16 protein-coding genes are annotated in these 21,851 nt (G+C 72.2%); 12 read left to right on the forward strand and 4 right to left on the reverse strand.

Features of this window, described 5'->3' with window-relative positions:
- Positions 1–41: 41 nt before the first annotated feature.
- Positions 42–554, forward strand: coding sequence for a hypothetical protein (locus DY240_RS20565; RefSeq protein WP_119661719.1), 513 nt, complete (start codon positions 42–44; stop codon positions 552–554).
- 185 nt (positions 555–739) lie between these two features.
- Here the strand turns inward: DY240_RS20565 and DY240_RS20570 are convergent, their stop codons facing one another.
- Positions 740–2,371 carry a protein O-GlcNAcase gene (locus tag DY240_RS20570; RefSeq protein ID WP_158602920.1) on the reverse strand — a complete coding sequence of 544 codons (1,632 nt, stop codon included), beginning with the start codon at positions 2,369–2,371 and terminating at the stop codon, positions 740–742.
- Positions 2,372–2,395: 24 nt separating this feature from the next.
- Between DY240_RS20570 and DY240_RS20575 the strand changes: the two genes are divergently transcribed.
- The 3 genes from DY240_RS20575 to DY240_RS20585 are packed head-to-tail and all read left to right on the forward strand — an operon-like array spanning position 2,396 to position 6,220.
- Positions 2,396–4,216: an MBL fold metallo-hydrolase gene (locus DY240_RS20575; protein ID WP_119661751.1), complete on the forward strand. Its 1,821-nt coding sequence runs from the start codon at positions 2,396–2,398 to the stop codon at positions 4,214–4,216.
- Positions 4,217–4,231: 15 nt separating this feature from the next.
- A complete protein-coding gene (locus tag DY240_RS20580; RefSeq protein WP_199701879.1) occupies positions 4,232–5,281 on the forward strand; it encodes a LacI family DNA-binding transcriptional regulator in 1,050 nt (349 codons plus the stop codon).
- Positions 5,282–5,341: 60 nt separating this feature from the next.
- On the forward strand, positions 5,342–6,220 hold the full coding sequence (locus DY240_RS20585) for a DUF3800 domain-containing protein (protein WP_119661721.1): 879 nt from the start codon (positions 5,342–5,344) through the stop codon (positions 6,218–6,220).
- Between the two features lie 147 nt (positions 6,221–6,367).
- Here DY240_RS20585 and DY240_RS20590 read toward each other — a convergent pair whose 3' ends face one another.
- Positions 6,368–8,953, reverse strand: coding sequence for a glycoside hydrolase family 38 N-terminal domain-containing protein (locus tag DY240_RS20590; RefSeq protein WP_119661722.1), 2,586 nt, complete (start codon positions 8,951–8,953; stop codon positions 6,368–6,370).
- A 263-nt stretch (positions 8,954–9,216) separates the two neighbouring features.
- Here DY240_RS20590 and DY240_RS20595 point away from each other — a divergent pair, with 263 nt between their 5' ends.
- The 7 genes from DY240_RS20595 to DY240_RS20625 all read left to right on the forward strand — a co-directional run bounded on the left by DY240_RS20595 (position 9,217) and on the right by DY240_RS20625 (position 18,973).
- Complete coding sequence (locus DY240_RS20595; RefSeq protein WP_158602921.1) at positions 9,217–10,596, forward strand: ABC transporter substrate-binding protein; 1,380 nt, start codon at positions 9,217–9,219, stop codon at positions 10,594–10,596.
- Entirely contained in the window at positions 10,586–11,554 is a 969-nt protein-coding gene (locus DY240_RS20600; protein WP_119661724.1) for a carbohydrate ABC transporter permease, read from the forward strand. Before DY240_RS20595 ends, DY240_RS20600 begins: the two co-directional genes overlap by 11 nt.
- On the forward strand, positions 11,551–12,462 hold the full coding sequence (locus DY240_RS20605) for a carbohydrate ABC transporter permease (protein ID WP_199701880.1): 912 nt from the start codon (positions 11,551–11,553) through the stop codon (positions 12,460–12,462). Before DY240_RS20600 ends, DY240_RS20605 begins: the two co-directional genes overlap by 4 nt.
- A gap of 77 nt (positions 12,463–12,539) precedes the next feature.
- Positions 12,540–13,592 carry an ROK family protein gene (locus tag DY240_RS20610; RefSeq protein ID WP_119661726.1) on the forward strand — a complete coding sequence of 351 codons (1,053 nt, stop codon included), beginning with the start codon at positions 12,540–12,542 and terminating at the stop codon, positions 13,590–13,592.
- Between the two features lie 51 nt (positions 13,593–13,643).
- On the forward strand, positions 13,644–14,369 hold the full coding sequence (locus tag DY240_RS20615; protein WP_119661727.1) for a D-sedoheptulose-7-phosphate isomerase: 726 nt from the start codon (positions 13,644–13,646) through the stop codon (positions 14,367–14,369).
- On the forward strand, positions 14,353–17,064 hold the full coding sequence (locus DY240_RS20620; protein WP_119661728.1) for an alpha-mannosidase: 2,712 nt from the start codon (positions 14,353–14,355) through the stop codon (positions 17,062–17,064). Before DY240_RS20615 ends, DY240_RS20620 begins: the two co-directional genes overlap by 17 nt.
- On the forward strand, positions 17,054–18,973 hold the full coding sequence (locus tag DY240_RS20625) for a hypothetical protein (RefSeq protein ID WP_119661729.1): 1,920 nt from the start codon (positions 17,054–17,056) through the stop codon (positions 18,971–18,973). The genes DY240_RS20620 and DY240_RS20625 overlap by 11 nt, the downstream gene beginning before the upstream one ends.
- An 11-nt stretch (positions 18,974–18,984) precedes the next feature.
- Here DY240_RS20625 and soxR read toward each other — a convergent pair whose 3' ends face one another.
- Positions 18,985–19,497, reverse strand: coding sequence for a redox-sensitive transcriptional activator SoxR (gene soxR / locus DY240_RS20630; RefSeq protein ID WP_119661730.1), 513 nt, complete (start codon positions 19,495–19,497; stop codon positions 18,985–18,987).
- 58 nt (positions 19,498–19,555) lie between these two features.
- Between soxR and DY240_RS20635 the strand changes: the two genes are divergently transcribed.
- On the forward strand, positions 19,556–20,536 hold the full coding sequence (locus DY240_RS20635) for a zinc-binding dehydrogenase (protein WP_119661731.1): 981 nt from the start codon (positions 19,556–19,558) through the stop codon (positions 20,534–20,536).
- A gap of 17 nt (positions 20,537–20,553) precedes the next feature.
- Here the strand turns inward: DY240_RS20635 and DY240_RS20640 are convergent, their stop codons facing one another.
- Positions 20,554–21,810 carry a PP2C family protein-serine/threonine phosphatase gene (locus DY240_RS20640; protein WP_158602922.1) on the reverse strand — a complete coding sequence of 419 codons (1,257 nt, stop codon included), beginning with the start codon at positions 21,808–21,810 and terminating at the stop codon, positions 20,554–20,556.
- Positions 21,811–21,851: the final 41 nt, after the last annotated feature.

Consider the following 21,851-nt stretch of genomic DNA (forward strand, 5'->3'; position numbering starts at 1 on the left):
GACCGCGGCACTGACCCACAACGCCGGAGGGAGGTCAGTACGTGGCGTTGCACGCGTTCGTCGACGAATCCAAGAGGCGTGACTACATCGTCGCTGCCGCGGTGATCACGTCCGGTGAGGTCTCGGCCGCCCGACGGGCCATGCGGGCACTCCTGCTGCCCAAGCAGCCGCGGATCCATTTCAGAGACGAGAAGGATCACCGGAAGCAGCAGATCGTTACGGTCGCGCTCGACGTCAGCGTCGACGTACGGATCTACGTGTGCCGGTCGCGGCGTAGCGCCCGCGAGAACTGCCTGAGTGCGATGGTGCCCGACCTCGTCGACGTCGGCGTCGACAGGCTCGTACTGGAGCGGGACACATCGACGGAGAAGCTGGACCGGCGGGTGCTGTACGAGGCAACCCGCAAGGCCGGCACCGAGATGACGTACCAGCACGACCTGCCACACCAGGAGCCGCTGCTGTGGGCGCCGGATGCGATCGCCTGGTGCTGGGCCGCCGGCGGGTCCTGGCGGCAGAGCGTGGCCGGCCTCGCGACGGTGATCGAAGCCGGATAGCGCGAAACCCCGCCTACCAGTCATTCCGGCTGGCCGCGGGGTTCACTTCCTCGGGCTATTGCCCTCGGCACGTACAAGTCTACGCAACGCCGAGACACCTGCAAAGACGTTGTCGCCGGGGCCGTCAGCCGGGTCAGGATCGTCGAGCGTTGGACCGACCGCACGATCTCGACCAGCTGATCCGCTCAGCGGGCGAGGACGGCCTGAACGAACGGCGGCACCACGGACCGGAGCACGTTCTGCTGTTCATGCGCCTCGGCGACAGCCAGCGCCTCGGCCGCCGCAGTCCGCTCCGCCTCGCCGGCCGACGGCGCCAGCGGGGCCAGTGCGGCGAGCCCGGCCCGGCCGGTGTCGGCCAGCGTGACCAGCCACGGCATGACCTCGCGCTCGATCCGGTCGGCCGGCTCGCGGGCGCCGTCGGGCGCGGCGGCCACCATCGCCTCGAACCGGTCCCGCAGATGCTCGGCCGCCGCGGGAGAGCCGCCAAGTGCCGCCTCGATCAGCGCGGACAGCTCCGGGTCCTGCGGCGCCGACGGCGGCCACGACGCGCACGCGCGGGCCAAGGTCCGGACGGCTGCGGTGGCCCCGACGGAGTCCAGTGCACGCGAGTGCGCGGCGGCCGGGTCGTAGGCGGCGAGGTTCCAGGCCCAGTCGGCGACGGTCGCGAGCGCGATCCGCGACGCCGCCTCGTGCGGCATCGGGTTCGCGGTGATCCCGGCCAGCGGCGCGCCGTCGAGGTCCGTCGCCCGTCCGAGCAGCGGGCCGAGGAACAGCCGCGGGAAGTCGAAGTCGTTGACCGGGAAGTTGTCCCAGAGCAGCAGCCGGTGCCCGTACGACCGCGCCGCCGCGTCGATCTCGGCCCGGGTGATGTCGCCGACGACGATGTCGCGGCCGGTCCACCACACCAGCACCTCGGATGGCAGCTCGGCGGCCAGCAGGTCGCGGTGCGGTGTCGCGTCGATGCCGGCGTAGTCGGTCGGGACCATGATCAGCGGCCGGTCCGCCCGGAGCCGCTCGATCACCGCCCGGCAGACCGCGGCTTGCGCCCGCGCGGAGGACCCCGGCGCCGTGCCGAACGCGGCGCGGTCGGCGTCGTGCTCGAGCTCCGGCGGGATGTCGTCGAACAGCAGCCCGAAGTCCTCGACGCCGGCCTGCCGGACCTGCTCCAGCTTCGCGACCAGCAGGTCCAGCTCGGCGGGGTCGCTGTAGACCATGGAGAGACCCGGCGAGAGGGAGAAGACGAACCGCACGTGCGACCGCCGGGCCGCGGCGGCCAGTTCGCCGATCCGGTCCAGCTCGGCGGCCGGGTACGCCTCGCGCCACTGCTTGCGGTGGTACGGGTCGTCCTTCGGCGCGTAGACGTAGGTGTTGAGCTTGTGCCGTCCGGCGAACTCCAGGTGCGCCAGCCGGTCGGCGTGCGACCACGGCGGTCCGTAGAAGCCCTCGATGGTGCCGCGCCACGCGAGGTCCGGCCGGTCCTCGACGACGACCGGCGGCAGCACGCCGTCCGCCGTCAGAGCGCGCAGCGTCTGGGCGCCGTAGAACGCGCCGGCGGGGTCGGACCCGGCGATGGTGACGGTGCCGCCGTCGACGGCCAGCCGGTAGCCCTCGGCCGGGCCGCCGGTCGTGACTCGCACCACAACGGAGACCGGCTCGCCGCCGTCCACCGTCGGCAGACCGGCCAGCACGGCGGCCGCGTTCTCGCAGGCAGCGTCGGCCTCGACCACCACGGAGCCGATGCGCACACCGTCATCACCGGTGCTCAGGAGGCGGTGGGGATGAGGGAGCACGCGCTCGGCCAGGTCAGGAAGCACCACTATGGGAACGATACCATGGTGCGCATGTCGTGGAGCGAGATCGCGCCCGGGGTGTTCCGAGTGCGGGACACCTGCAACGTCTACGTCGTCCGATCCCCGAACGGGCGCGACGGCATCGCCATCGACTTCGGCTCCGGCGCCGTTCTCGACCACCTCGCCGACCTGGGCATCGACCGCCTCACCGACGTCCTCATGACGCATCACCACCGCGACCAGGGCCAGGGCCTGGCGCGCGCGGTCGCCGCCGGCGTCGCCGTCCACGTGCCGCCGGTCGAGCAGGACCTGTTCGCGCACGTCGACGACATGTGGTCCGCGCGTCCGATCGTCAACGACTACAACCTGCGGCAGGACAAGTTCTCGATCCTCGCGCCGGTGCCCATCGCCGGCGTCGTGCCCGAGTACCGCACCGCCACGTACGGCGGCATCGACGTCCGCGTGCTGCCGACGCCGGGGCACACGACGGGTTCGGTGACCTACGTCGTCGGCGGCATCGCGTTCACCGGCGACCTCGTCTACGCACCGGGCAAGGTGTGGTCGCTGGCCGCCACCCAGTGGTCGTACACCGGGAACGAGGGCCCGGCCATGACGGTGCTGAGCTGCTACCAGCTGCTCGAGGAGCCGCTGGACCTGCTGCTGCCGTCGCACGGGGAGCCGATGGACGACCCGCACGCCGCGCTGAGCCTGCTGGCGCAGCGGATGCAGCGCTACGTCGACGCCCGCCGGCCGCAGCCGTGGGACCTGCGGGCCTGGCTGGACGACCCGTTCCTGCCGCTCACCCCGCACCTGCTGCTCAACCGCACGAGCAACTCCTGCTCGTACGTACTGCTGTCGGAGACCGGGAACGCGCTGGTCATCGACTACGGATACGACGTGTCGACCGGCCTGCCGTCGGGCACCGACCGCGCCTCGCGGCGGCCCTGGCTGGCGTCGCTGCGGGCATTGCGCCGCCAGTACGGCGTCGAGCGGGTCGAGGTGGCGCTGGCGACGCACTACCACGACGACCACGTGGCCGGGATGCCGCTGCTGCGCGACGTCGAGGGCACGCAGGTGTGGGCGCCGTCGACGGTGACGCCGATCCTGGAGCACCCGGAGCGCTACGACCTGCCGTGCCTCTGGTACGACCCGATCCCGGTCGACCGGTCGCTGCCCGTCGGCGACTCGTTCCGCTGGCACGAGTACGAGATCACCGTGCACGACCTCCCCGGTCACACGCTGTACCACGCCGGCTTCGAGTTCGAGGTCGACGGCGTGCGCGTGCTGGCCACGGGCGACCAGGAGGAGCACCTCGGCGTGCCGGGCGGCCGCCGCGAGGTGCTCAACTACCAGTACCGCAACCTCTTCCGCATCGGCGACTACCAGCGCAGCGCCCAGCTGTACCGCCGGGTCGCGCCCGGGCTGATGGTGAGCGGGCACTGGGAGCCGCGCTGGGTCGACCAGGAGTACCTCGACCTGCTGACCGCGCTGGGCGACGAGCTCGTCGAGCTGCACGAGGACCTGCTGCCGCTCGAGACCGTCGACTTCGGCGCCGGCGGCGTCGCCGCGGCCATCACGCCGTACCGCAGCACGGTCCCGGCGGGCGGCACGCAGCGGCTCGACGTCACCGTCCGCAACCCGCTGCCCGAGAAGGCCGAGGTCACCGTGCGGATGGCGATCCCGATAGGCTGGGCGTCGGCACCGGCCGAGCAGGCGCTCACGCTGGCGGCCGGCGAAGAGGCCACCGCCACGTTCGACGTCACGGCCGGCAGCACGCCGCGCCGCCGCACACCGGTCGCGGCCGACGTGACGGCGGGTGAGCTGCGGCTCGGCCAGTACGTCGAGGCGTTCGTCGACGTCGTCGATCCGTGACGAGGGGGTGGCACAGTGGGGCGAGGGGCCAACGGTGACGGTACGGCCGCACCCGAGCTGACGCGCCGGGCCACCATCAAGGACGTCGCCGTGGCCGCGGGGGTCTCCCGCTCGACGGCGTCGCGCGCGCTCACCGGCCGCGGCTACGTCGCCACCGACGTGCGGGAACGGGTGCTGGCCGCCGCCGAGAACCTGCGCTACGTCCCCGACGCCACCGCCCGCTACCTCAAGCAGCAGGTCAGCCTGTCGCTCGGCGTGCTGGTCTCCGACCTGCGCAACTCCTTCTACGCCCGCCTCGCCGCCGGCGTCGGCCAGGCGGCGCGCACCCAGGGCTACAGCCTGGTGCTGGCCGAGGACGGCGGCTCGGCCGAGGCGCAGGTCGAGGCCGCCGAGACGTTCGTCGCCACCCGCGTCGCCGGCGTCGTCGTCACGCCCGTCTCGGCCGACGTCACCACGTACCTGTCACGGCACCGCATCCCCGTCATCGAGGTCGACCGCCAGTTCGCGGCCGGCGCCTGCGACGCCGTCGTCGTCGACAATCAGACCGCGTCACAGCAGGTCATCGAGGACCTCATCGGGCTCGGGCACCGGCGCATCGCGCTGTTCATCGACGAGACCACCTGGACCACCGGCCGCGAGCGGCACGCCGGCTACCAGGCCGCGCTGGCCGCCGCGGGCATCCCGCTCGACCCCGACCTCGTCGTCTCCTCCGGCTGGGACGTCGACGCCGCGCGCTCCGCGGCCACGGCGCTGCTGCGGTCCGACGAGCGGCCGACCGCCGTGTTCGCCGCCAACAACGTCCTCGCCGAGGGCGTGTGGCGGGCCGCCAACGACCTCGGGCTGCGCATCCCCGACGACGTCAGCCTCGTCTCCTTCGACGACGCACCCTGGATGAGCCTGGTCACGCCGGGTCTGACCGCCGTCGCCCAGGACGAGGCGGCACTGGGCGCGGCGGCGGTCCGGCGGCTGCTCGAACGCATCGCCGAGCCCCAGGCCGCCCCGGTCACGGTCATGATGTCGACCCGCATCGTCCACCGCGAGTCCACCCGCGCCGTTCGCCCCTGAGCCGCAGCCACGTCGCCGGCGGGCTTCGGTTGCGGCACATTGTGGTGATCCGTTACGTTCATGCGCGAGAGTGAAGAGTTCATCACTCTGTACCGATGCAGGGCAGGGTTTTGGTGGTCGTCGACGCAGATAGTTAACGCAAGAAACCACCATCTGCCCGCGGTCGAGGCGTACATCGACGAGACCGGCGATCGGGGAACCTCGAAGAAGTCGTCGCCGTATTTTGCGGTGACTGCGGTGGTCATTCCGGATGAGTCCGCCTTGCATTTGCGCACGGTCGTCAAAGGAATGCGCGCTGAGTTCGGCATTCCGCCCGGCCAGGCGCTTCACTGGAACGACCATTTCCGAGTCCGCACCCCTGAGCGGCGTGAACTCGCCGCCCGACTGCTGGCGGGCATACCGGGGACGACGCTCAGCTACGTCATCGTCCGCAAGGAGAACATCGGCCGCAGTTGGAAGATGAGTGACGACGGTGCCATCTTCTACAACTACGCGATACGGCTGGCACTGGAACGGGTCGTCCACACCGCCGCCGCCTGGCCGGGTGGGCCGCGGCGCGTCGTCGTGCGCGCCGGGAGCGTTCGGCACATGGATCACACCGCGACCGCCGACTATCCGGCCCGGGTCACGCGTGGCGCGGGGAGTCGAGCCCACGCCGTGGTCACGCCATGGCATTTGCTGCACTGGCCGCCTCGCTGGTTCGGCGCAGACCGCTACGACGGCATCCAGGCCGCGGATCTCTATTCTGGAATTCTCCGCTGCGCTCTGGACGGAGCCGACGACGACGCTGCGTGCGGACGGTACCTCCTCCGTTGTCGCCATCAACTGCGGCGCAGTGGATCAGGGCGAATCCTCGGTTACGGCGTGAAATTCATCGGTGACGAGGGATACCTCGCCCGCCGCAGGTGGTGGACCGACCTCAACAGTTGGACTCCGTGACCGAGCCCCTAGGAGGGTTCCGGGGGCCACAACCACGACCTGCGTGGAGGGAGGCGATCCGCCTCCGGCCTTGCCCGGCAACCCTCCTAGGGGCTCCGCTACCTCAAGTAGACACCATGCCGTGTCCCGAGACAAGCGCCGACGCGCTCAAGGACGACGGCGGAGCCAGACGTCCGTGACGGCGTGGGGCGCGAGGTCGAGCTCCAGGCCGCCGTCGGCGCCGAGGGGTTGCCAGCTGCCACCGGGCGCGGTGGCCTCGACGGTGCCCGCCGCCGCCCAGCCCAGCCGCACCCGCACCGGCGCGGCCGACAGCGAGCGCAGCCGCGCCAGGACCACGCCGTCGGAGTCGGCCGGGCGCAGGTCGGCCAGCACGTCCTCGCCCGGCGAGACCAGCAGCCCGGCAGCACCCGACGGCGCGACGGGGCCGGCGTACTGGCGGGAGACCAGCGGGTGCAGCAGGTCGTCGCCGAAGCGGCGGACGGCCGCGGCGTCGTGCGGGCGGGCGGCGAACCGGTAGCGGAACGTTTGCGTCCCGCCCTGCGCGGCGCGGAAGTTCGTGAAGTGCAGGTTGTTCATCAGCCAGCTGTTGACGTGCCCGGCCGGCGCGTCGAGCGTCCGCGCCCACCGGCCGGTCTGGAAGCCGCCGAACTGCGCCAGCGGCGCGTCGTAGGACCCCCACAGGACCGGCGCGCCGGCCCCGGACGCCGACGACACGCCCACCGCGTGCTGGATCGCGTACCAGTCCTTGCTGGTGTCCGCCAGCTGCTCGTGCTCGGCGACGAACGCCGCTCCCGCCGTCTCGACCAGGAACCGCGGGTCGGCGACGGCGAACGGGAACGTGACGAACAGGCTCTCGGGCGCGAACGTCTCGGCCTTGGTGACGGTCACGTCCAGGTCGATCAGGTCCGACGACGGGTACAGCCGCAGCGTCGTGCTCGCGTCGACGCCGGCGACGCTGCCGGACCACGTCAGGGCCGTGTACGCCGGCCCGCGCACGACGCGCACCGGCGCGCTCGACGTCGCCGCCGCCCGGTCGAACTCGGGGCCGGGGAAGTCCGGGTGGAAGTCACGCGGCCGGACGAGGAACGGGTGGTCGGAGTCGGCCGGGATGGTCTCGGCGACCAGCGCACCCAGTGGGAAGGCTCCGTCCGCGTCGACCAGCTCGGCGCCGGTGCGGCGGTCGACGAGGCTCACGACGCCGCCGCGCCCGGGGTCGACGGTGACGGCGTACTCGGGCGTCTCGACGGTGCCGGCAGTGGCGGCTGCGGCGTCCTCGACCGCCTCCGCCGGCAGCTCCATCGTCGTGACCCCGAACGGCTCGACCGTCGCCGTCACCACCGTGGTCCCGCGGCCGGCCAGCTCGACCACCACGGGTTCGGTGCGCCGCCGGGCTGTCGGGTTCACCACGACGATCGACGGGCCGCCGAGGCAGGTGCGGTCGGTGCCCAGCCCGGTCCGGTGCATCGCGGAGTCCGCGACGTCGCCGGAACCGCTGGCGAGCAGCCGGAACAGGCCCTCGGCCGCCACGTGCCGGGCGATGTCGTAGGCGCCGTAGGCGAATCCCGCCTTGGCGTTCCAGTGCGACGCCGTGTAGACGCTGTCCGGGCGCGAGAAGCTCTCCCACGAGCCCCAGGTGTGCTCGCCGAACAGCCAGAGCTGCTCGTCGACGAACGCGAGGTCCTCGGCCAGCTCCGCCCGCGACCGCAGCCGCACGGGTCCCCGTGAGTGCCCGAGCACCGAGGCGAGGTCGACCGCGCCGTCGCCGCGCAGGTCCGACAGCGCGTGCAGCACCTCACCGGTCAGCTGGTGGGTCCGCGCCTGCCGGTACACCGACAGCTCGCGGGCGGTCGAGCCGTGGCCGTGCGACCACCAGTCGGCCCATTCGCCACGCACGACCGGCAGCTCGACGGTCTCCGCCACCCGCTCGAGCCGGTCCAGCGCCTCGTCCATGGTGGCCAGGCGCATCGGGCGGTCGGGATGCAGCTCGTTCCACTGCTCCATGAGCGGCAGGAACTCCAGCGTCGGCCACCGGTTGTCGTTGGCCGCGTGCACGACGGCGACGTCGAACGGGTAGTCGTCGCGCTCGTCCAGCTCGTCGACGAGGGCGGCGATCCGCTTCGCCGCCAGCCGCACGTCGCCGTCGATGATCCCCCACTCCTCGCCGATGCCGTAGTGGGTGCTGAGCAGCACGAACACCCGCGAGCCGTCCGGGCCTTCCCACCAGAACCCGCTGGGCTGCGGGAACGGCGGACGGCCGTGGTCGGGGTTGAGCGCCATCACCAGGCGGCTCACGCCGTGCCGGCGCATCGCCGGAACGCTGCCCCAGGACAGCCCGTTGACGTCGCCGTGCTGCTCGGTCCGCACCGGGATGCCGGCCTCGGCCAGCGGCTCGAGCGCTTCGTACATGCGCTCCAGCTCGCGCTCGCCGGGCAGCTGCGTCAGGTTGAGGTAGCCGGCGGTGACGGCGACACGGCCGGCCTGCACGAGCCGTCGCAGCCGGTCGACGTCGGCGCGGCCGGCGCGGCGGACGAACTCGATGACCGGACGGCTCACCTCGAGGGTCCACCGCAGTGCGGCGTCGCCGTCACCCGCGGTCCGGTCGCACAGGTCGAGGACGTGCCGGACGATGTCGCGGTGCTGCCGGTCGATGAGCCGCGGGCTGTCGGTGTAGCCGACGTCGTGGTGGGTGTGCGGGACGAGCAGGACCTCGTGGACGCGCGAGCCAGACGGCACGATGACACTCCGTTGTGGGAACGATCTCGGCACGCCGAGCCAAGCATGGCCCTCGGCGGGTCGTCAAGGTTGCCGCCGTTGACCTGGAGTTTCATCCAAAGTCGGATCAGAAAACGGTTTCCGGCAGGTTGTGGCGGGGTTGACGCTGCCGAGGAGCGCTTGTCATGATGCGGGCGGATGATGGGATCGATCCCATCTTCGTCTCCGCCGTGCTGTCCGAGCGCGCGGCGGGACGACCTCGACCGACGAGAGGGAGCGCAACGATGCGGAGACCCATGGTGCTGCCGGCAGTGGTGGCCGGAGCGGCCACACTCGCCCTGACCGCCTGTGGGGGCGTCGGCGGAGGCGACGACTCCGACGGCGGCGGCGACGCGCAGTCCGGAGACCTCACCGCCGACCCGAGCGGCTCGATCACGACCATCGGCTTCGCGCTCCCGGACGAGATCGCGACGGTGCGCGTCGACACGTTCCGGGAGATGTACCCGGACGTCGAGGTGAACATCAACGAGGGCGGCTTCGACGAGCAGCAGTTCCTGACGTCGGTCTCCAGCGGCAACCCGACGGAGCTGGTCTACATCCCCGGCGACCAGGTGGGCGCGTTCGCCGCCCGCGGCGCCATCCAGCCGCTCGACGAGTGCATCGAGCAGCGCGACATCGACCTCGGCCAGTACCGCCCGAACGTCCTCGACCTGGTCCAGTACGACGGCTCGACCTACGCGATCCCGGAGTTCTACAACACGCCGGTCCTCATCGTGAACAACGCCGTCCTGGCCCAAGCCGGGCTGACCGCCGAGGACATCGACATCTCCGACCAGGAGAGCCTGCTGGCCGCGGCCCAGGCGCTCACCGTCCGCAACGGCAGCACCTACGAGCGCATCGGCATCCACCTGCGGCTGCCCGATCTCACCCCGTTCTACGGCGTGGTCGACGGCAACCCGTGGGTCGCGGCCGCCGACGACTTCCGGCTCGACGACCCCGCCACGGTCGCCACCATGGAGCGGCTGAAGGCGGTCCAGGACGCCCAGGGCGGCCACACCGCCCTCAAGGACTTCGAGAACACCTGGGACCTGTTCGGCGAGGGCAACCCGTTCGCGCAGAACCAGGTCGGCGCGATGGTCATCGAGCAGTGGTACGTCAACGTGCTCGCCAACACCTCGCCGGACGTCGACATCACCGTGCTGCCCATCACCGACGCCGGTGGCGAGACCGTCACCTGGGCGACCTCCAACGCCTGGGCCATCCCGAAGAACGCCGACAACACCGCCACGTCGTGCGAGTTCATGAAGATCATGACCGCGCCCGACACCTGGGCCGCCGCGGCCGAGGAGCGCATCCGGCTGCGCGAGGCCGAGGGCAAGGCGTTCACCGGCATCTACACCGCCAACGAGGCGGCCGACGACCAGGTGTTCGGCGAGCTGTACACGCCGGGAACCGGCGAGAACCAGAAGTGGGACGACGCCGTCCAGGCCGTCCTCGAGGCCCAGTCCGACGCCTGGGTGGTGCCGGCGAACCCCGTCGGCGCCCAGTTCAAGGCCGCCTGGCTGGAGGCCACGAACCGCATCCTCGCCGGTACCCAGGACGCCGAGAGCGCCCTGGCCGAGGCCCAGGACAAGGTCGAGCAGGCGCTCGCCGATGTCGGCTGACGTCTCCACCGCGCCGGTGGCGCCCCCGATGTCGCGGGGGCGCCGCTGGCGCGCGGCGTGGCGCCGGCCGGAGACCCGGTGGGCGTACCTGTTCCTGCTGCCGTGGATCGTCGGGTTCCTCGCCTTCACCGCCGGCCCGATGATCGCCAGCCTGGTGCTGTCGTTCACCGACTACGACGTCATCAACCCGGCGTCGTACGTGGGCGGCGAGAACTACCAGCGCATGATCGAGGACCCGCAGGTCCGGACGGCGCTGTTCAACACGCTGCTCTACACCGTGATCCACGTGCCGCTGTCGATCGCGATCGCGCTGGCGCTGGCGGTGCTGCTCAACCAGATCGGCGGCCGGTTCGCCGGGTTCTTCCGCACCGTCTTCTACATGCCCGCGATGACGCCGACCGTCGCCGTCGGCGTCCTGTTCCTGCTGCTGCTGAACGGGCAGAACGGGCTGGTCAACGCCGCGCTGGGACTGTTCGGCATCGACGGGCCGGCGTGGACGACGGATCCGGCGTGGGTGCGCTGGGGCATCATCATCATGAGCCTCTGGACCATCGGCGGCACCATCGTCATCCTGTTCGCCGCGCTGAAGAACGTGCCGATGGACCTCTACGAGGCCGCCCGCATCGACGGAGCCGGCGCCTGGCGGCAGTTCCGCGAGGTCACCGTCCCGATGATCTCCGGCTCGCTGTTCTTCGTGACCATCGTGAACACCATCGCCTCGCTGCAGATGTTCACCGAGGTCTACACGATGTTCTACGGCAACGCCCAGAGCCAGCTCCAGGCGTCGGACAGCGCGCTGTTCTACGTCATCTACCTGTTCCGGCAGGGCTTCCAGTTCCTCGAGATGGGCTACGCGTCGGCGCTGGCCTGGGGCCTGTTCGTCATCGTGCTGATCGTCACGCTGGTGCAGGTGAAGCTCGGTGACCGGTTCGTCTACTACGAGGGGGACGACCGATGACGATGGTCCAGGTCGAGCCGGCCCACGAACAGCCCGGTGCGGACCAGCGCCGGCGTGCACCGTCCGGCACCTCGCCGGCCCGCCGGGTGATCCGGACGGGGTTCATCGTCACCGCGGTCGCGCTGGTGGCGGCGACGTTCACCTATCCGTTCCTGTGGTTGATCAGCGCCTCGCTGAAGCCGCGATACCAGGTGTTCGACAACCTGCTGATCCCGCGCGAGGTGCAGCCGCAGAACTACACCAGCCTGCTCGACGCCGTGCCGTTCCTCACCTGGTTCGGCAACAGCATGATCGTCGGCGTCATGGCCGCGCTGACCGTGACGCTGAGCAGCGCGCTCGTCGCGTTCGGCTTCGCCTACTTCCGGTTCCCCGGCCGGAACCTGCTGTTCCTGCTGGTGCTGGGCACGATGATGCTGCCGGCGGCGGTCACCATGATCCCGACGTTCCTCATCTGGCAGGAGCTCGGGCTGTCGCAGACCCAGGTGCCGCTGTGGGCGCACAACGTGTTCGCGTCGGCGTTCTACGTGTTCCTCATGCGGCAGTTCTTCCTCAGCCTGCCGCGCGACACGTTCGAGGCGGCGCGGGTCGACGGCTGCGGGTACTTCGGGCTGTTCTGGCGCATCGCGATGCCGTTGTGCAAGCCGGCGCTCATCGTGGTGTTCATCTTCGAGTTCCGGGCCAGCTGGACCGACCTGATCCGGCCGCTGATCTACCTCCAGGACGAGGCGCTCTACACCCTGCCCCGAGGGCTGAAGGCGGTGCTGGACGCGTTCGGCCAGGGCGGCGAACAGCGGTGGGAGATCGTCATGGCGGCATCGGTGCTGGCCACCGTCCCGCTGATCATCCTGTTCTTCTGCGCCCAGCGGTACTTCGTCGAGGGGATCGCCACGCAGGGGCGCAAGGGGTGAGCATCGTAAGCGAGAGCGCCGGGGGCCCTCCGAACGGGGGAGACATGGTCCAGAACGGGACAGGAAGAGCAGGGCGGATGAACGACACGGCACAGGCCCGGGGTGGACGCTCGGTACCACCCCTCCCCGGCGACGGCGGCGAACCCGCGGCCGCCGTGCTGTCCCTGGACATCGGCGGCACGAAGCTGGCCGTCGGCGTCGTCACGCCCGACGGCGCGGTGCACGGCCTGATCGTCGAGCCGACGCGCCGCTGGGAGGGTCCGGACGCGGTCATCCGCCGGCTGTTCGACGTCGGCCACCGGGCCGTCGCGGCGGCCGGGCTGGACCGGCCGATCGACGCGGTCGGGATCTCCTGCGGCGGACCGCTGGACAGCAGCACCGGCGTGCTCATCTCGCCGCCGCACCTGCCCGGCTGGATCGACGTCCCGCTGGGCGAGCTGACCCGCCAGGAGTTCGGCGTCCCGGCGTACCTCGAGAACGACGCGACGGCGGCCGCGCTCGGCGAGCACCGGTTCGGCGCCGCCCGCGGCGTGAGCACGATGATCTACCTGACCATCTCGACGGGGGTCGGCGGCGGCGCGGTCATCGACGGCCGGCTGCACCGGGGTGCGGCGGGCAACGGCGGCGAGCTGGGTCACCTGATGGTCCGCCCCGGCGGCCGGCTGTGCTCGTGCGGGCGTCGCGGCTGCCTCGAGGCGTACGTCTCGGGCACGAACATCGCCGAGCGGGCGGCGGAGGGCCTGCGTGCCGGCGCCGCCTCGTCGCTGCGCGACGCCGACCCGCTGACGGCGGCCGACGTCGCCGCGGCGGCGCGGGCCGGCGACGCGTTCGCCCGCGAGATCTGGGCCGAGACGACCGACGTGCTGGGTCAGGCGCTCACCGACCTCGTCAACGTCTTCGAGCCCGAGCTCGTGGTCCTGGGGGGCGGGGTGACGCGGGCCGGCGCGATGCTGCTGGACCCCGTCGCCGAAGCGGTCGCGCGCGACGCGATGCCGCCCGCGGCCAAGGCGGCCCGCGTGGTCCTGGCCGGCCTCGGCGACGTCGTCTGCGTCGTCGGTGCCGGCGTGGTGGCTCTGGATGCCCTGGAGGTCCCCTCGAGCCGCCGGTCCGCCCGAAGCGCGGACCGATAGTGCTCATCGGCCATTGCATGATCCGACGTTCGAAAGTGATGGAGGTGGAGCATGCCTGACCAGATCGAACAGCAGCTGGGTGACCACGTCGCCGTCGCCGAGGCGATGCGGGAACTTGTCCCGGTGGTGCGAGAAGTCGGTAGCCTCATCTGTGAGGCGTTCGCCTCGGGCGGCGTGCTGTACACCTTCGGCAACGGTGGCAGCGCCGCCGATGCCCAGCATTTCACCGGGGAGTTGATCGGGCACTACAAGCGCGACCGCCGGCCGTTGCCCGCGGTGACGCTGACGACCGACCCGACCGTCATGACCTGCATCGCCAACGACTACTCCTACGACGACGTGTTCGCCCGGCAGGTGACCGCGCTGGCCCGTCCCGGCGACGTCGTGGCCGCGTTCACCACCAGCGGGAAGTCGCCCAACGTCGTCGCCGGGCTCGCGGCCGCCCGCGCGAAGGGCGCCACCACCGTCCTGTTCGGCGGCGGCGACGGCGGACCGGCGCGCGCCCACGCCGACCACGTCCTGCTGGCGCCGTCGACGCAGACGCCGCGGATTCAGGAGATGCACACCCTGTCCCTGCACCTCATCAGCGAGATGGCCGACGAGTGGGCCGCCGCGACCGAGAGCACCGCGACCCAGAACACCCCGGAGGATCCGACAGCCAGGGAGGCTGATGCGGCACCGGCGGCGACGCGGGGCCGGAGGTCTCGCCGAGTCGCCGGTCCGGACCGTTCGCCGATGAGGGAGAGAGAGGAGTCGCCGCATGAGCCGACCGACTGATGTCATGAGTGCCGACGAGTACCGGCCGCTGGCCATGCGGCAGCGCACGCTGCACATGGTCGGCAACTCCCACCTCGACCCCGTCTGGCTGTGGCCCTGGCAGGAGGGCTACCAGGAGGCCCGGGCCACGTTCTGGTCCGCCATCCACCGCATGGAGGAGTACCCCGACTTCGTCTTCACCTGCGACCAGGTGGTGCTGCTGTCGTGGGTCGAGGAGCAGGACCCGGAGCTGTTCGAGCAGATCCGCAAGCGGGTCGCCGAGGGCCGGTGGGTGATGACCGGCGGCTGGTGGGTCGAGCCCGACTGCAACATGCCCGGTGGCGAGTCGTTCGTCCGGCAGGGGCTGTACGGCCAGCGCTACCTGCACGAGAAGTTCGGCGTCATCGCGACCGTCGGCATGAACGTCGACCCGTTCGGCCACAACGCGATGCTCCCGGCCATCCTGAACGGGCAGCGGATGGACTCCTACACGTTCCTGCGCCCCGGCCCGCACGAGAGCGACCTCGACGGGACGGCGTTCTGGTGGGAGGCCCCCGACGGCAGCCGCGTGCTGGCGTACCGCATCCCGTTCGAGTACTGCAGCCCGCCCGGCGACGTCGCGTACCAGACGGAGAAGTCGCTGGGCCAGCTGGACCGCTCGCTCGGCGACGTCATGATCTTCTACGGCGTCGGCAACCACGGCGGCGGCCCGACCAAGGCGAACATCGACTCCATCCACCGCCATGACCAGCGGGGTTCGTACGGAAGGATGATCATGTCCTCGCCGCGCCGCTACTTCGACGAGCTGATCGCGCGCCGCGGGCCGGACGGCCTTGCCGACCTCCCGGTCTGGCGCGACGACCTGCAGCACCACGCGTCGGGCTGCTACTCGTCGCACTCCGGCATCAAGCAGTGGGTGCGACGCACCCAGGCGGCGCTGTTGTCCGCGGAGCGGTGGGCCGTCGTCGGCTCCGTCACGCACGACGACGACTACCCGCGCGACGAGCTCGGGCACGCGTGGAAGCAGCTGCTGTTCAACCAGTTCCACGACATCCTGCCGGGCTCGGCCATCGAGCACGCCTACGACGACGCGCGCGACCAGCTCGGCGAGGCCGTCGCGATCGCGAAGCGGATCATCACGCGCGTGCACAACCGCATCGCGCGCGATGTCGCGATCCCGTTCCAGGACGGCACCCAGCCGGTGCTGGTGTTCAACCCGCACCCGTGGGCCGTCACGGCCGACGTCGAGCTGCAGTACGGCGTGCAGCCCACCGGCGTCCACGTCGTCGACGCCGACGGCGAGCTGGTGCCGTCGCAGCCGATCCAGTCCGTGGCGACGACGAACGACAAGGGCCGCGGCGCGGTCGTGTTCCGGGCCGAGCTGCCGCCGCTGGGCTACCGGCTGTACCGGCTGCTGCCCGGGGTGGCGCCGGCCGGCCTGACGTGGAGCGGGGGCGCCGCGCCGGGCTCGCTGTCGGCGTCTGAGACGGTGCTCGAGAACGACGTGCTGCGCGCCGAGTTCGACCCCGCGACGGGCTGGCTGTCCAGCCTGCTCGACAAGCGCACCGGCGTCGATCTCGTCGCCGGCGCCGTCGGCGAGCACACGCAGGTCAGCGAGGACCCCACCGACACGTGGGGGCACGGCGTCGTGTCGTACGCGTGGCCGGGCGAGGCCATGAAGACGACCCGGATCGTGCTGCGCGAGAACGGTCCCGAGCGGGCCCGGCTGCGGGTCGAGCGCTCGTGGGGCCGGTCGACGCTGACCGAGGAGTTCATCCTCCGGCAGGGCGCCGACGAGCTCGAGGTGCGGGCGACCATCGACTGGCGCGAGCAGGCGCACCTGCTGAAGCTGCGGTTCCCGGTGGCGCTGGCCGACCCCGAGGCGACCTACGAGATCCCGTTCGGCACGCTGCGCCGTCCTGTCGACGGCGCCGAGGAGCCCGGGCAGTCGTGGGTCGACCTCAGCGCGCCGGGCGCCGGGCTGGCCGTCGTCAACAACGCCAAGCACGGGTACGACGTGTCCCCGGCCCACGACGGCGCGTCGCCGTCCATCGGCATCACGGCCGTGCGCAGCCCGGTGTACTCCTGGCACGACCCGCGGCTGCTCGACCCGGACGGCTTCTACTCCTTCCAGGACCAGGGCGTGCAGCGGTTCAGCTACCTGCTGGTACCGCACGCCGGCGACTGGCGCGCGGCCGGCCTCACCCGCCGCGCGGCCGAGCTGGGGTCGCTGCCGCGGGCCATGCTCGAGAGCTTCCACGACGGTGCGCTGCCGGCCGAGGCGAGCTACGTCGTCGACGACGGCGCCCAGGTGATGATCACCGCGGTCAAGGGTGCCGAGGACGGCGACGCGCCGGCGCCGGACCTGATCGTCCGGGCGGTGGAGACGACGGGGGTGGCGGCGGCGGGCGTGCGGCTGGCGCTGCCGCTCGTCGACCGGGTCGTCGAGGCCGACTTCGGGCCGCACCAGATCCGGACGTTCCGCGTGCCGCGCGATCCCCGGCAGCCGATCGTCGAGGTCGACCTGCTGGAGTGGCCGGTCGACGGCGACGTGCCCGCTCAGCCCGTCGGCGCCGGGCCGGCTTCGGGCGACGGTGCTCACGGCGACGGCCGGCTCGGTTCGGCCGAGCCGAGCGAGGGCGCGTTCACGCCGGCCGAGCGGCTGGCGGCCGGCGAAGGCCCGCAGCACGAGGACGGCTCCGCGGGTGGCGCCTGAGCCTGGGCCGGCGCCGCCTCCGCTGCGGCTGGACGTGCTCGACGCGAGCGGCACCGTCGTCGGGAGCGCGGCCGTCGCCACGGGTGCGGCGGTCGACGAGCTGACCGCCGGCCCGCTCACGGCCGAGGTCAAGATCGGTGCGCCGTCGGCGACCGGGCTGCACGAGGTCGCGCTGTCGGTGCTGAACCCGACGCCGGCCGCGTTCACCGGGCACCTCCGGCTGGTCGCGACGGTCGCCGACGCCGCGGATCCGTGGTGGCTGATCCCCGGACTGTTCTACGGTGAGAACCGCCCGGCCGACTGCGACCGCCGGTTCCCGCGGTTCGAGGCCCGTGCGGACGACCCGCCCGGCATGGTGAGCGACCATTGGTCGTTCCGGTCCGACCGCGCGGCCACGGCGGCGGTGTTCGCTTGGGGCGAGTCCGGCGGCGTGGTCGTCGCGACGGCCGAGGCGTCGCCGTGCGGCCCGGCCGGCATCGGGTTCGCCCACCGCGGCTCGGCCGCCGACGTCCACGTCGTGTTCCCGTTCCGCGAGGACCCGGTCACGTACTACGGGTCCGGGACGCCGCTGCCCGCGCAGGCGGCGACGTACACCTGGCAGCCCGGCGAACGGGTCGAGCTGCGGGCGGCTGCCGCGACGCTCCCGGCCGACCGCCACGCGTACGCGCCGATCCTGCGCGCCGTCTACGAGCAGAACCGGCTGCTGCACCCCGTCACGCCGTGGGTGACGGTGCCGGAGGCGGCCGCGATCGCCGCCGAGGGCCTGGTCCGCTGGCACTACGATCCCGACCCCGGCGTCCTGCTCGAGACCGTCGGCTTCGACCGCGAGGTGAGCGGCGGCGACGGGCGCCCCGTCGACCGCCAGGCCATGCACGTCGGCTGGGTCAGCGGCATCCCGTGGGCGTACGCGCTGCTGGCGCACGGCCGCCGGGTGGGCTCCTCGGCCGCCGTCGACGCCGCGACGCGGGTCGTCGACTTCTGCTGCGCGAACCTGTCGCCGTCGGGCACGTTCTGGGGACGGTGGGAGCGGGCCGGCGGCTGGACCCAGAGCTGGACGCCGATCCGCGACGGCCTGCACGCGCGGACGCTGGGCGAGGCGACGCTGTTCCTGCTCCGGGCCGTGGAGCTCGACGATCGTGCGGAGTGGGTCGCGGCGGCGCGGTCCAACCTCGACGTCGTCCGCGACCGGCAGCGCGCCGACGGCAACCTGGGCTCCGTCCACGACGCGATGGACGGACGGGTGCTGTCGTGGGCCGGCGCGTCCGGGCTGACCTGGATCTCGGCGTTCTGCGAGGCCGGCGCCCTGGACGACGACGGCTCGTACCTGGCGGCGGCGGTCCGGGCCGGCGAGTACTACGCCCCGTTCGTCGAGCGGGAGTTCATCCACGGCGCCCCCGAGGACGTCGACCTGGCGCCGACCTCGGAGGACGGCTACGCCGCGGTGATGGCGTACGTCGCGCTGCACCGGCGCACCGGCGACGCCCGCTGGCTCGACCTCGCCCGGCGGGCCGCGGACTGGATGCTCACGTTCCGCTACACCTACAACGTGCGGTTCGCCCCGCGCACGCCGCTGGGCGTCTACGGGTTCGCCACGCGCGGCGGCGACCAGGCGTCGCCGTCGAACCAGCACCTGCACGCGTACGGCCTGGTCTGCACCCGCGAGCTGGCCGAGCTGTCGGCGGCGACGGGCGATCCGCACTACCGCGAGCGGGCCGACGAGGCGCTGGCCTGCTTCCGTCAGCTGCTCGCGACCGCCGACGGTGAGCTGAACTCGTACCGCGGCATGATCACCGAGCGCTACTACCAGACCGAGTGCTTCCAGCCGAAGGGCATGGTGCTCACGCTGTCACACGCGTGGAGCGCCGGCGTGCTGCTGCTCGGCTGCGAGCAGGTGCTGGGCCTGGACTGATCGGGGATCGCTCAGATGCCGCAGCTGGTGCTGGGGCCGTTCTCGATCAGCCGGCGCGGACCCGGACCGTGTTCGCCCAGTTCGTCGTGCCTGTTGGCCAGCGCGCACCGGCGCAACGACAGGCAGCCGCAGCCGATGCAGTCGGTGAAGTCGTCGCGCAACTGCTGCAGGCGCGCGATCCGATCGTCCAGGTCGGCCCGCCACTGACGGGACAGCCGCTCCCAGTCCTCCTGGTTCGGCGTGCGGCCGTCGGGCAGGCTGGCCAGCGCGCGGTTGATCTCGGCCAGCGGGATGCCGACCCGCTGGGCGATGCGGATCAGCGCGACCCGGCGCAGCGTCGCCCGCTTGTAGCGTCGCTGGTTGCCCGACGTGCGCCGCGACGTGATGAGGCCCTGCCGCTCGTAGAAGTGCAGCGCCGACACCGCGACGCCGCTGCGTTGCGACAGCTCGCCGACGGTCAGCTCGGACTTGTTCCACGCGACGGTGTCCACGGTGGCGTCTCCTCGACGGCTTGACCTCAACATTGCTTCAGGTTTTAGCGTAGCCGTGACGCACGCCAAGCCCAAGCATCGAGGGGACCGTATGCACGCCATCCGCCTGCACGAGTTCGGCCCGGCCGAGAACCTGCGGTACGAACAGGTGCCCGACCCGGTCCCGGCGGCGGGCCAGGTCCGGGTCGCCGTCGAGGCCAGCGGCGTGCACCTGATCGACACGACGCTGCGCGCCGGGCAGGGCGGCGGTGGTTCCCTGCCGTTGCCGGCGCTGCCGTCGATCCCCGGCCGCGAGGTCGCCGGTACCGTCGACTCCGTCGGTGACGGCGTCGACCCGGCCTGGGTAGGCCGGCGGGTCGTGGCGCATCTCGGTGGCGCCGGCGCGGGTTACGCGCGGCTGGCCGTGGTGCCGGTGGAGTCGCTGCACGTCCTGCCCGACGGCTTGGCCGCCGACGCGGCGGTCGCGATGATCGGGACGGGGCGGACGGCGGTCGGCGTGCTGGCCGCGGCCGCTCTGACCGCCGACGACGTCGTGCTGGTCACGGCCGCGGCGGGTGGTCTGGGCAGCCTCCTCGTCCAGGCCGGCCGCAACGCCGGCGCCGTCGTCGTCGGGGTCGCCGGCGGCGCCGAGAAGGTCGAGCGGGTCCGCGCGCTGGGCGCCACTCACGCCGTCGACTACACGGCGTCCGACTGGCCGGAGCGGGTCCGTGCCGCACTCGGGTCCCGCGAGGTGAGCGTCGTCCTCGACGGCGTCGGCGGCGCGCTGGGCCGGGCGGCGATGGAACTGCTCGGCGTCCGCGGCCGGCTGGTGATGTTCGGCTGGTCGTCCGGCGAGCTGGTCCCGTTCACCTCCACCGACCTCGTCGAGCGCGGGCTCACCGCGACCTGGCCGATCAGCCGGCACCAGATCGGCCGGCCCGGCTTCCTGCGTGGGCTGGAGACCCAGGCCCTGGCCGAGGCCGCCGCCGGGCGGCTGGTCCCGCTGGTGCACCGCTTCCCGCTCGAACGCGCCGCCGACGCCCACACCGCCCTCGAGACCCGCCGGACGACGGGCAAGGTCGTCCTGGTCTGATCGGGCGCTGGGCCGGCCTACTCGGCGCAGAGCAGGCCGGGGAAGCCGACGTCGTCGCCGAGCCACTCCTGGCCGCTGCTCGTCTGCGTGGTCTCGCGCTGGTGTGCCCGGCAGGCGCGCAACCGCAGCGTGTGGACCACCTGCTCGGCCTCGTCGAGGTCGTCGGCGGCGATGGTGGCGCCGACCTCGTCGCGGTACACCGTCGGCAGTGCCTCCAGCGGCAGGCCGCCGGGCACGGCGTACAGCTCGGACAGGTGCACGGGGCCGAGCTCGTGCCGCACGCCCTGGTAGATCGCGACCTGGCCGTTGCTGACGCCGACGTAGTACTGGTCGCGGACCCAGCCGTTGGCGCACGTCAGGCCGGCCCAGCCGATCACGATCAGGGCCGCTACGGCGATCATGGGCCGCAGCCACCGGCGCCGGCGTCGCCGCCTGGCGCGGGGGGCGTACCGCACGGCCTCGGGGTCCTGATGAAACTCCGCCGTCTGGTCCTCGACGGTCTCGGCGGCCGATCCGACGACGAACGCCTCGGCGGTCTCGCCGGTGACGGCGGCGTCGGCCTCGAGGAACTCGCCGATGACGACGGTGACGTTGTCGGGTGCTCCGGCGTCGAGGGCCATCGCGATGAGCTGGTCGGCGGCGTCATCGACGGTGTGCGCGTGGGCCAGCGTCGCCTCGATCTCGTGATCGGTGACGACGTCGGAGAGGCCGTCGCTGCAGATCAGCACCCGGTCGCCGGCGTACACGTCGATGATCGAGTAGTCCGGGTGGATCGGCGACTGCCCTTGCAGCACCTTCGTCACGACGGAGCGTGCGGGGTGCTCGCGGGCGTCCTCGGGGGTGATGCGCCCGTCGTCGACCAACGACTGGACGAACGTGTGGTCGCGGGTGATCTGCGTCAGCGAGCCGTTGCGCAGTAGGTAGGCCCGGGAGTCGCCGATGTGGCCGAGGGCCAGCTGGACGCCGTTCCACAGCAGCGCCGTCGACGTCGTCCCCATGCCGGCGCGGGCGGGGTCGGCGCGCGCCATGTCGTCGATGCGGCCGTTGGCGGCGATGACGGCCGCCGCCAGCACGTCGAGTGGGTCGCCGTCGGTCAGGTGGTCGGCGTTGAGGAGTTCCTCGATGGCCGCCCGGCTGGCGACCTCACCCGCTGCGTGGCCGCCCATGCCGTCGGCGACCGCCAGGAGATAGGGCCCGGCATAGCCGGAATCCTCGTTCCCCTCCCGGACCAGGCCGACGTCGGAGCGCGCGGCATAGCGCAGCGTCAGCGGCATCGATTCCCTACTCCCGCACCATCGAGGCGGCGGGGGCCCGG

The organism is Jiangella rhizosphaerae (assembly GCF_003579925.1).
GTDB lineage: Bacteria > Actinomycetota > Actinomycetes > Jiangellales > Jiangellaceae > Jiangella > Jiangella rhizosphaerae.

Excerpts from the sequence above, each read along its gene's own strand:
- DY240_RS20605 (WP_199701880.1), top strand. The coding sequence starts at position 11,551 with ATGACGATGGTCCAGGTCGAGCCGGCCCACGAACAGCCCGGTGCGGAC.
- DY240_RS20575 (WP_119661751.1), top strand. The coding sequence starts at position 2,396 with ATGTCGTGGAGCGAGATCGCGCCCGGGGTGTTCCGAGTGCGGGACACC.
- DY240_RS20615 (WP_119661727.1), top strand. The coding sequence starts at position 13,644 with ATGCCTGACCAGATCGAACAGCAGCTGGGTGACCACGTCGCCGTCGCC.
- DY240_RS20620 (WP_119661728.1), top strand. The coding sequence starts at position 14,353 with ATGAGCCGACCGACTGATGTCATGAGTGCCGACGAGTACCGGCCGCTG.
- DY240_RS20585 (WP_119661721.1), top strand. The coding sequence starts at position 5,342 with ATGCGCGAGAGTGAAGAGTTCATCACTCTGTACCGATGCAGGGCAGGG.
- DY240_RS20610 (WP_119661726.1), top strand. The coding sequence starts at position 12,540 with ATGAACGACACGGCACAGGCCCGGGGTGGACGCTCGGTACCACCCCTC.
- DY240_RS20640 (WP_158602922.1), bottom strand. The coding sequence starts at position 21,810 with ATGCCGCTGACGCTGCGCTATGCCGCGCGCTCCGACGTCGGCCTGGTC.
- DY240_RS20635 (WP_119661731.1), top strand. The coding sequence starts at position 19,556 with ATGCACGCCATCCGCCTGCACGAGTTCGGCCCGGCCGAGAACCTGCGG.
- soxR (WP_119661730.1), bottom strand. The coding sequence starts at position 19,497 with ATGTTGAGGTCAAGCCGTCGAGGAGACGCCACCGTGGACACCGTCGCG.
- DY240_RS20595 (WP_158602921.1), top strand. The coding sequence starts at position 9,217 with ATGCGGAGACCCATGGTGCTGCCGGCAGTGGTGGCCGGAGCGGCCACA.
- DY240_RS20600 (WP_119661724.1), top strand. The coding sequence starts at position 10,586 with ATGTCGGCTGACGTCTCCACCGCGCCGGTGGCGCCCCCGATGTCGCGG.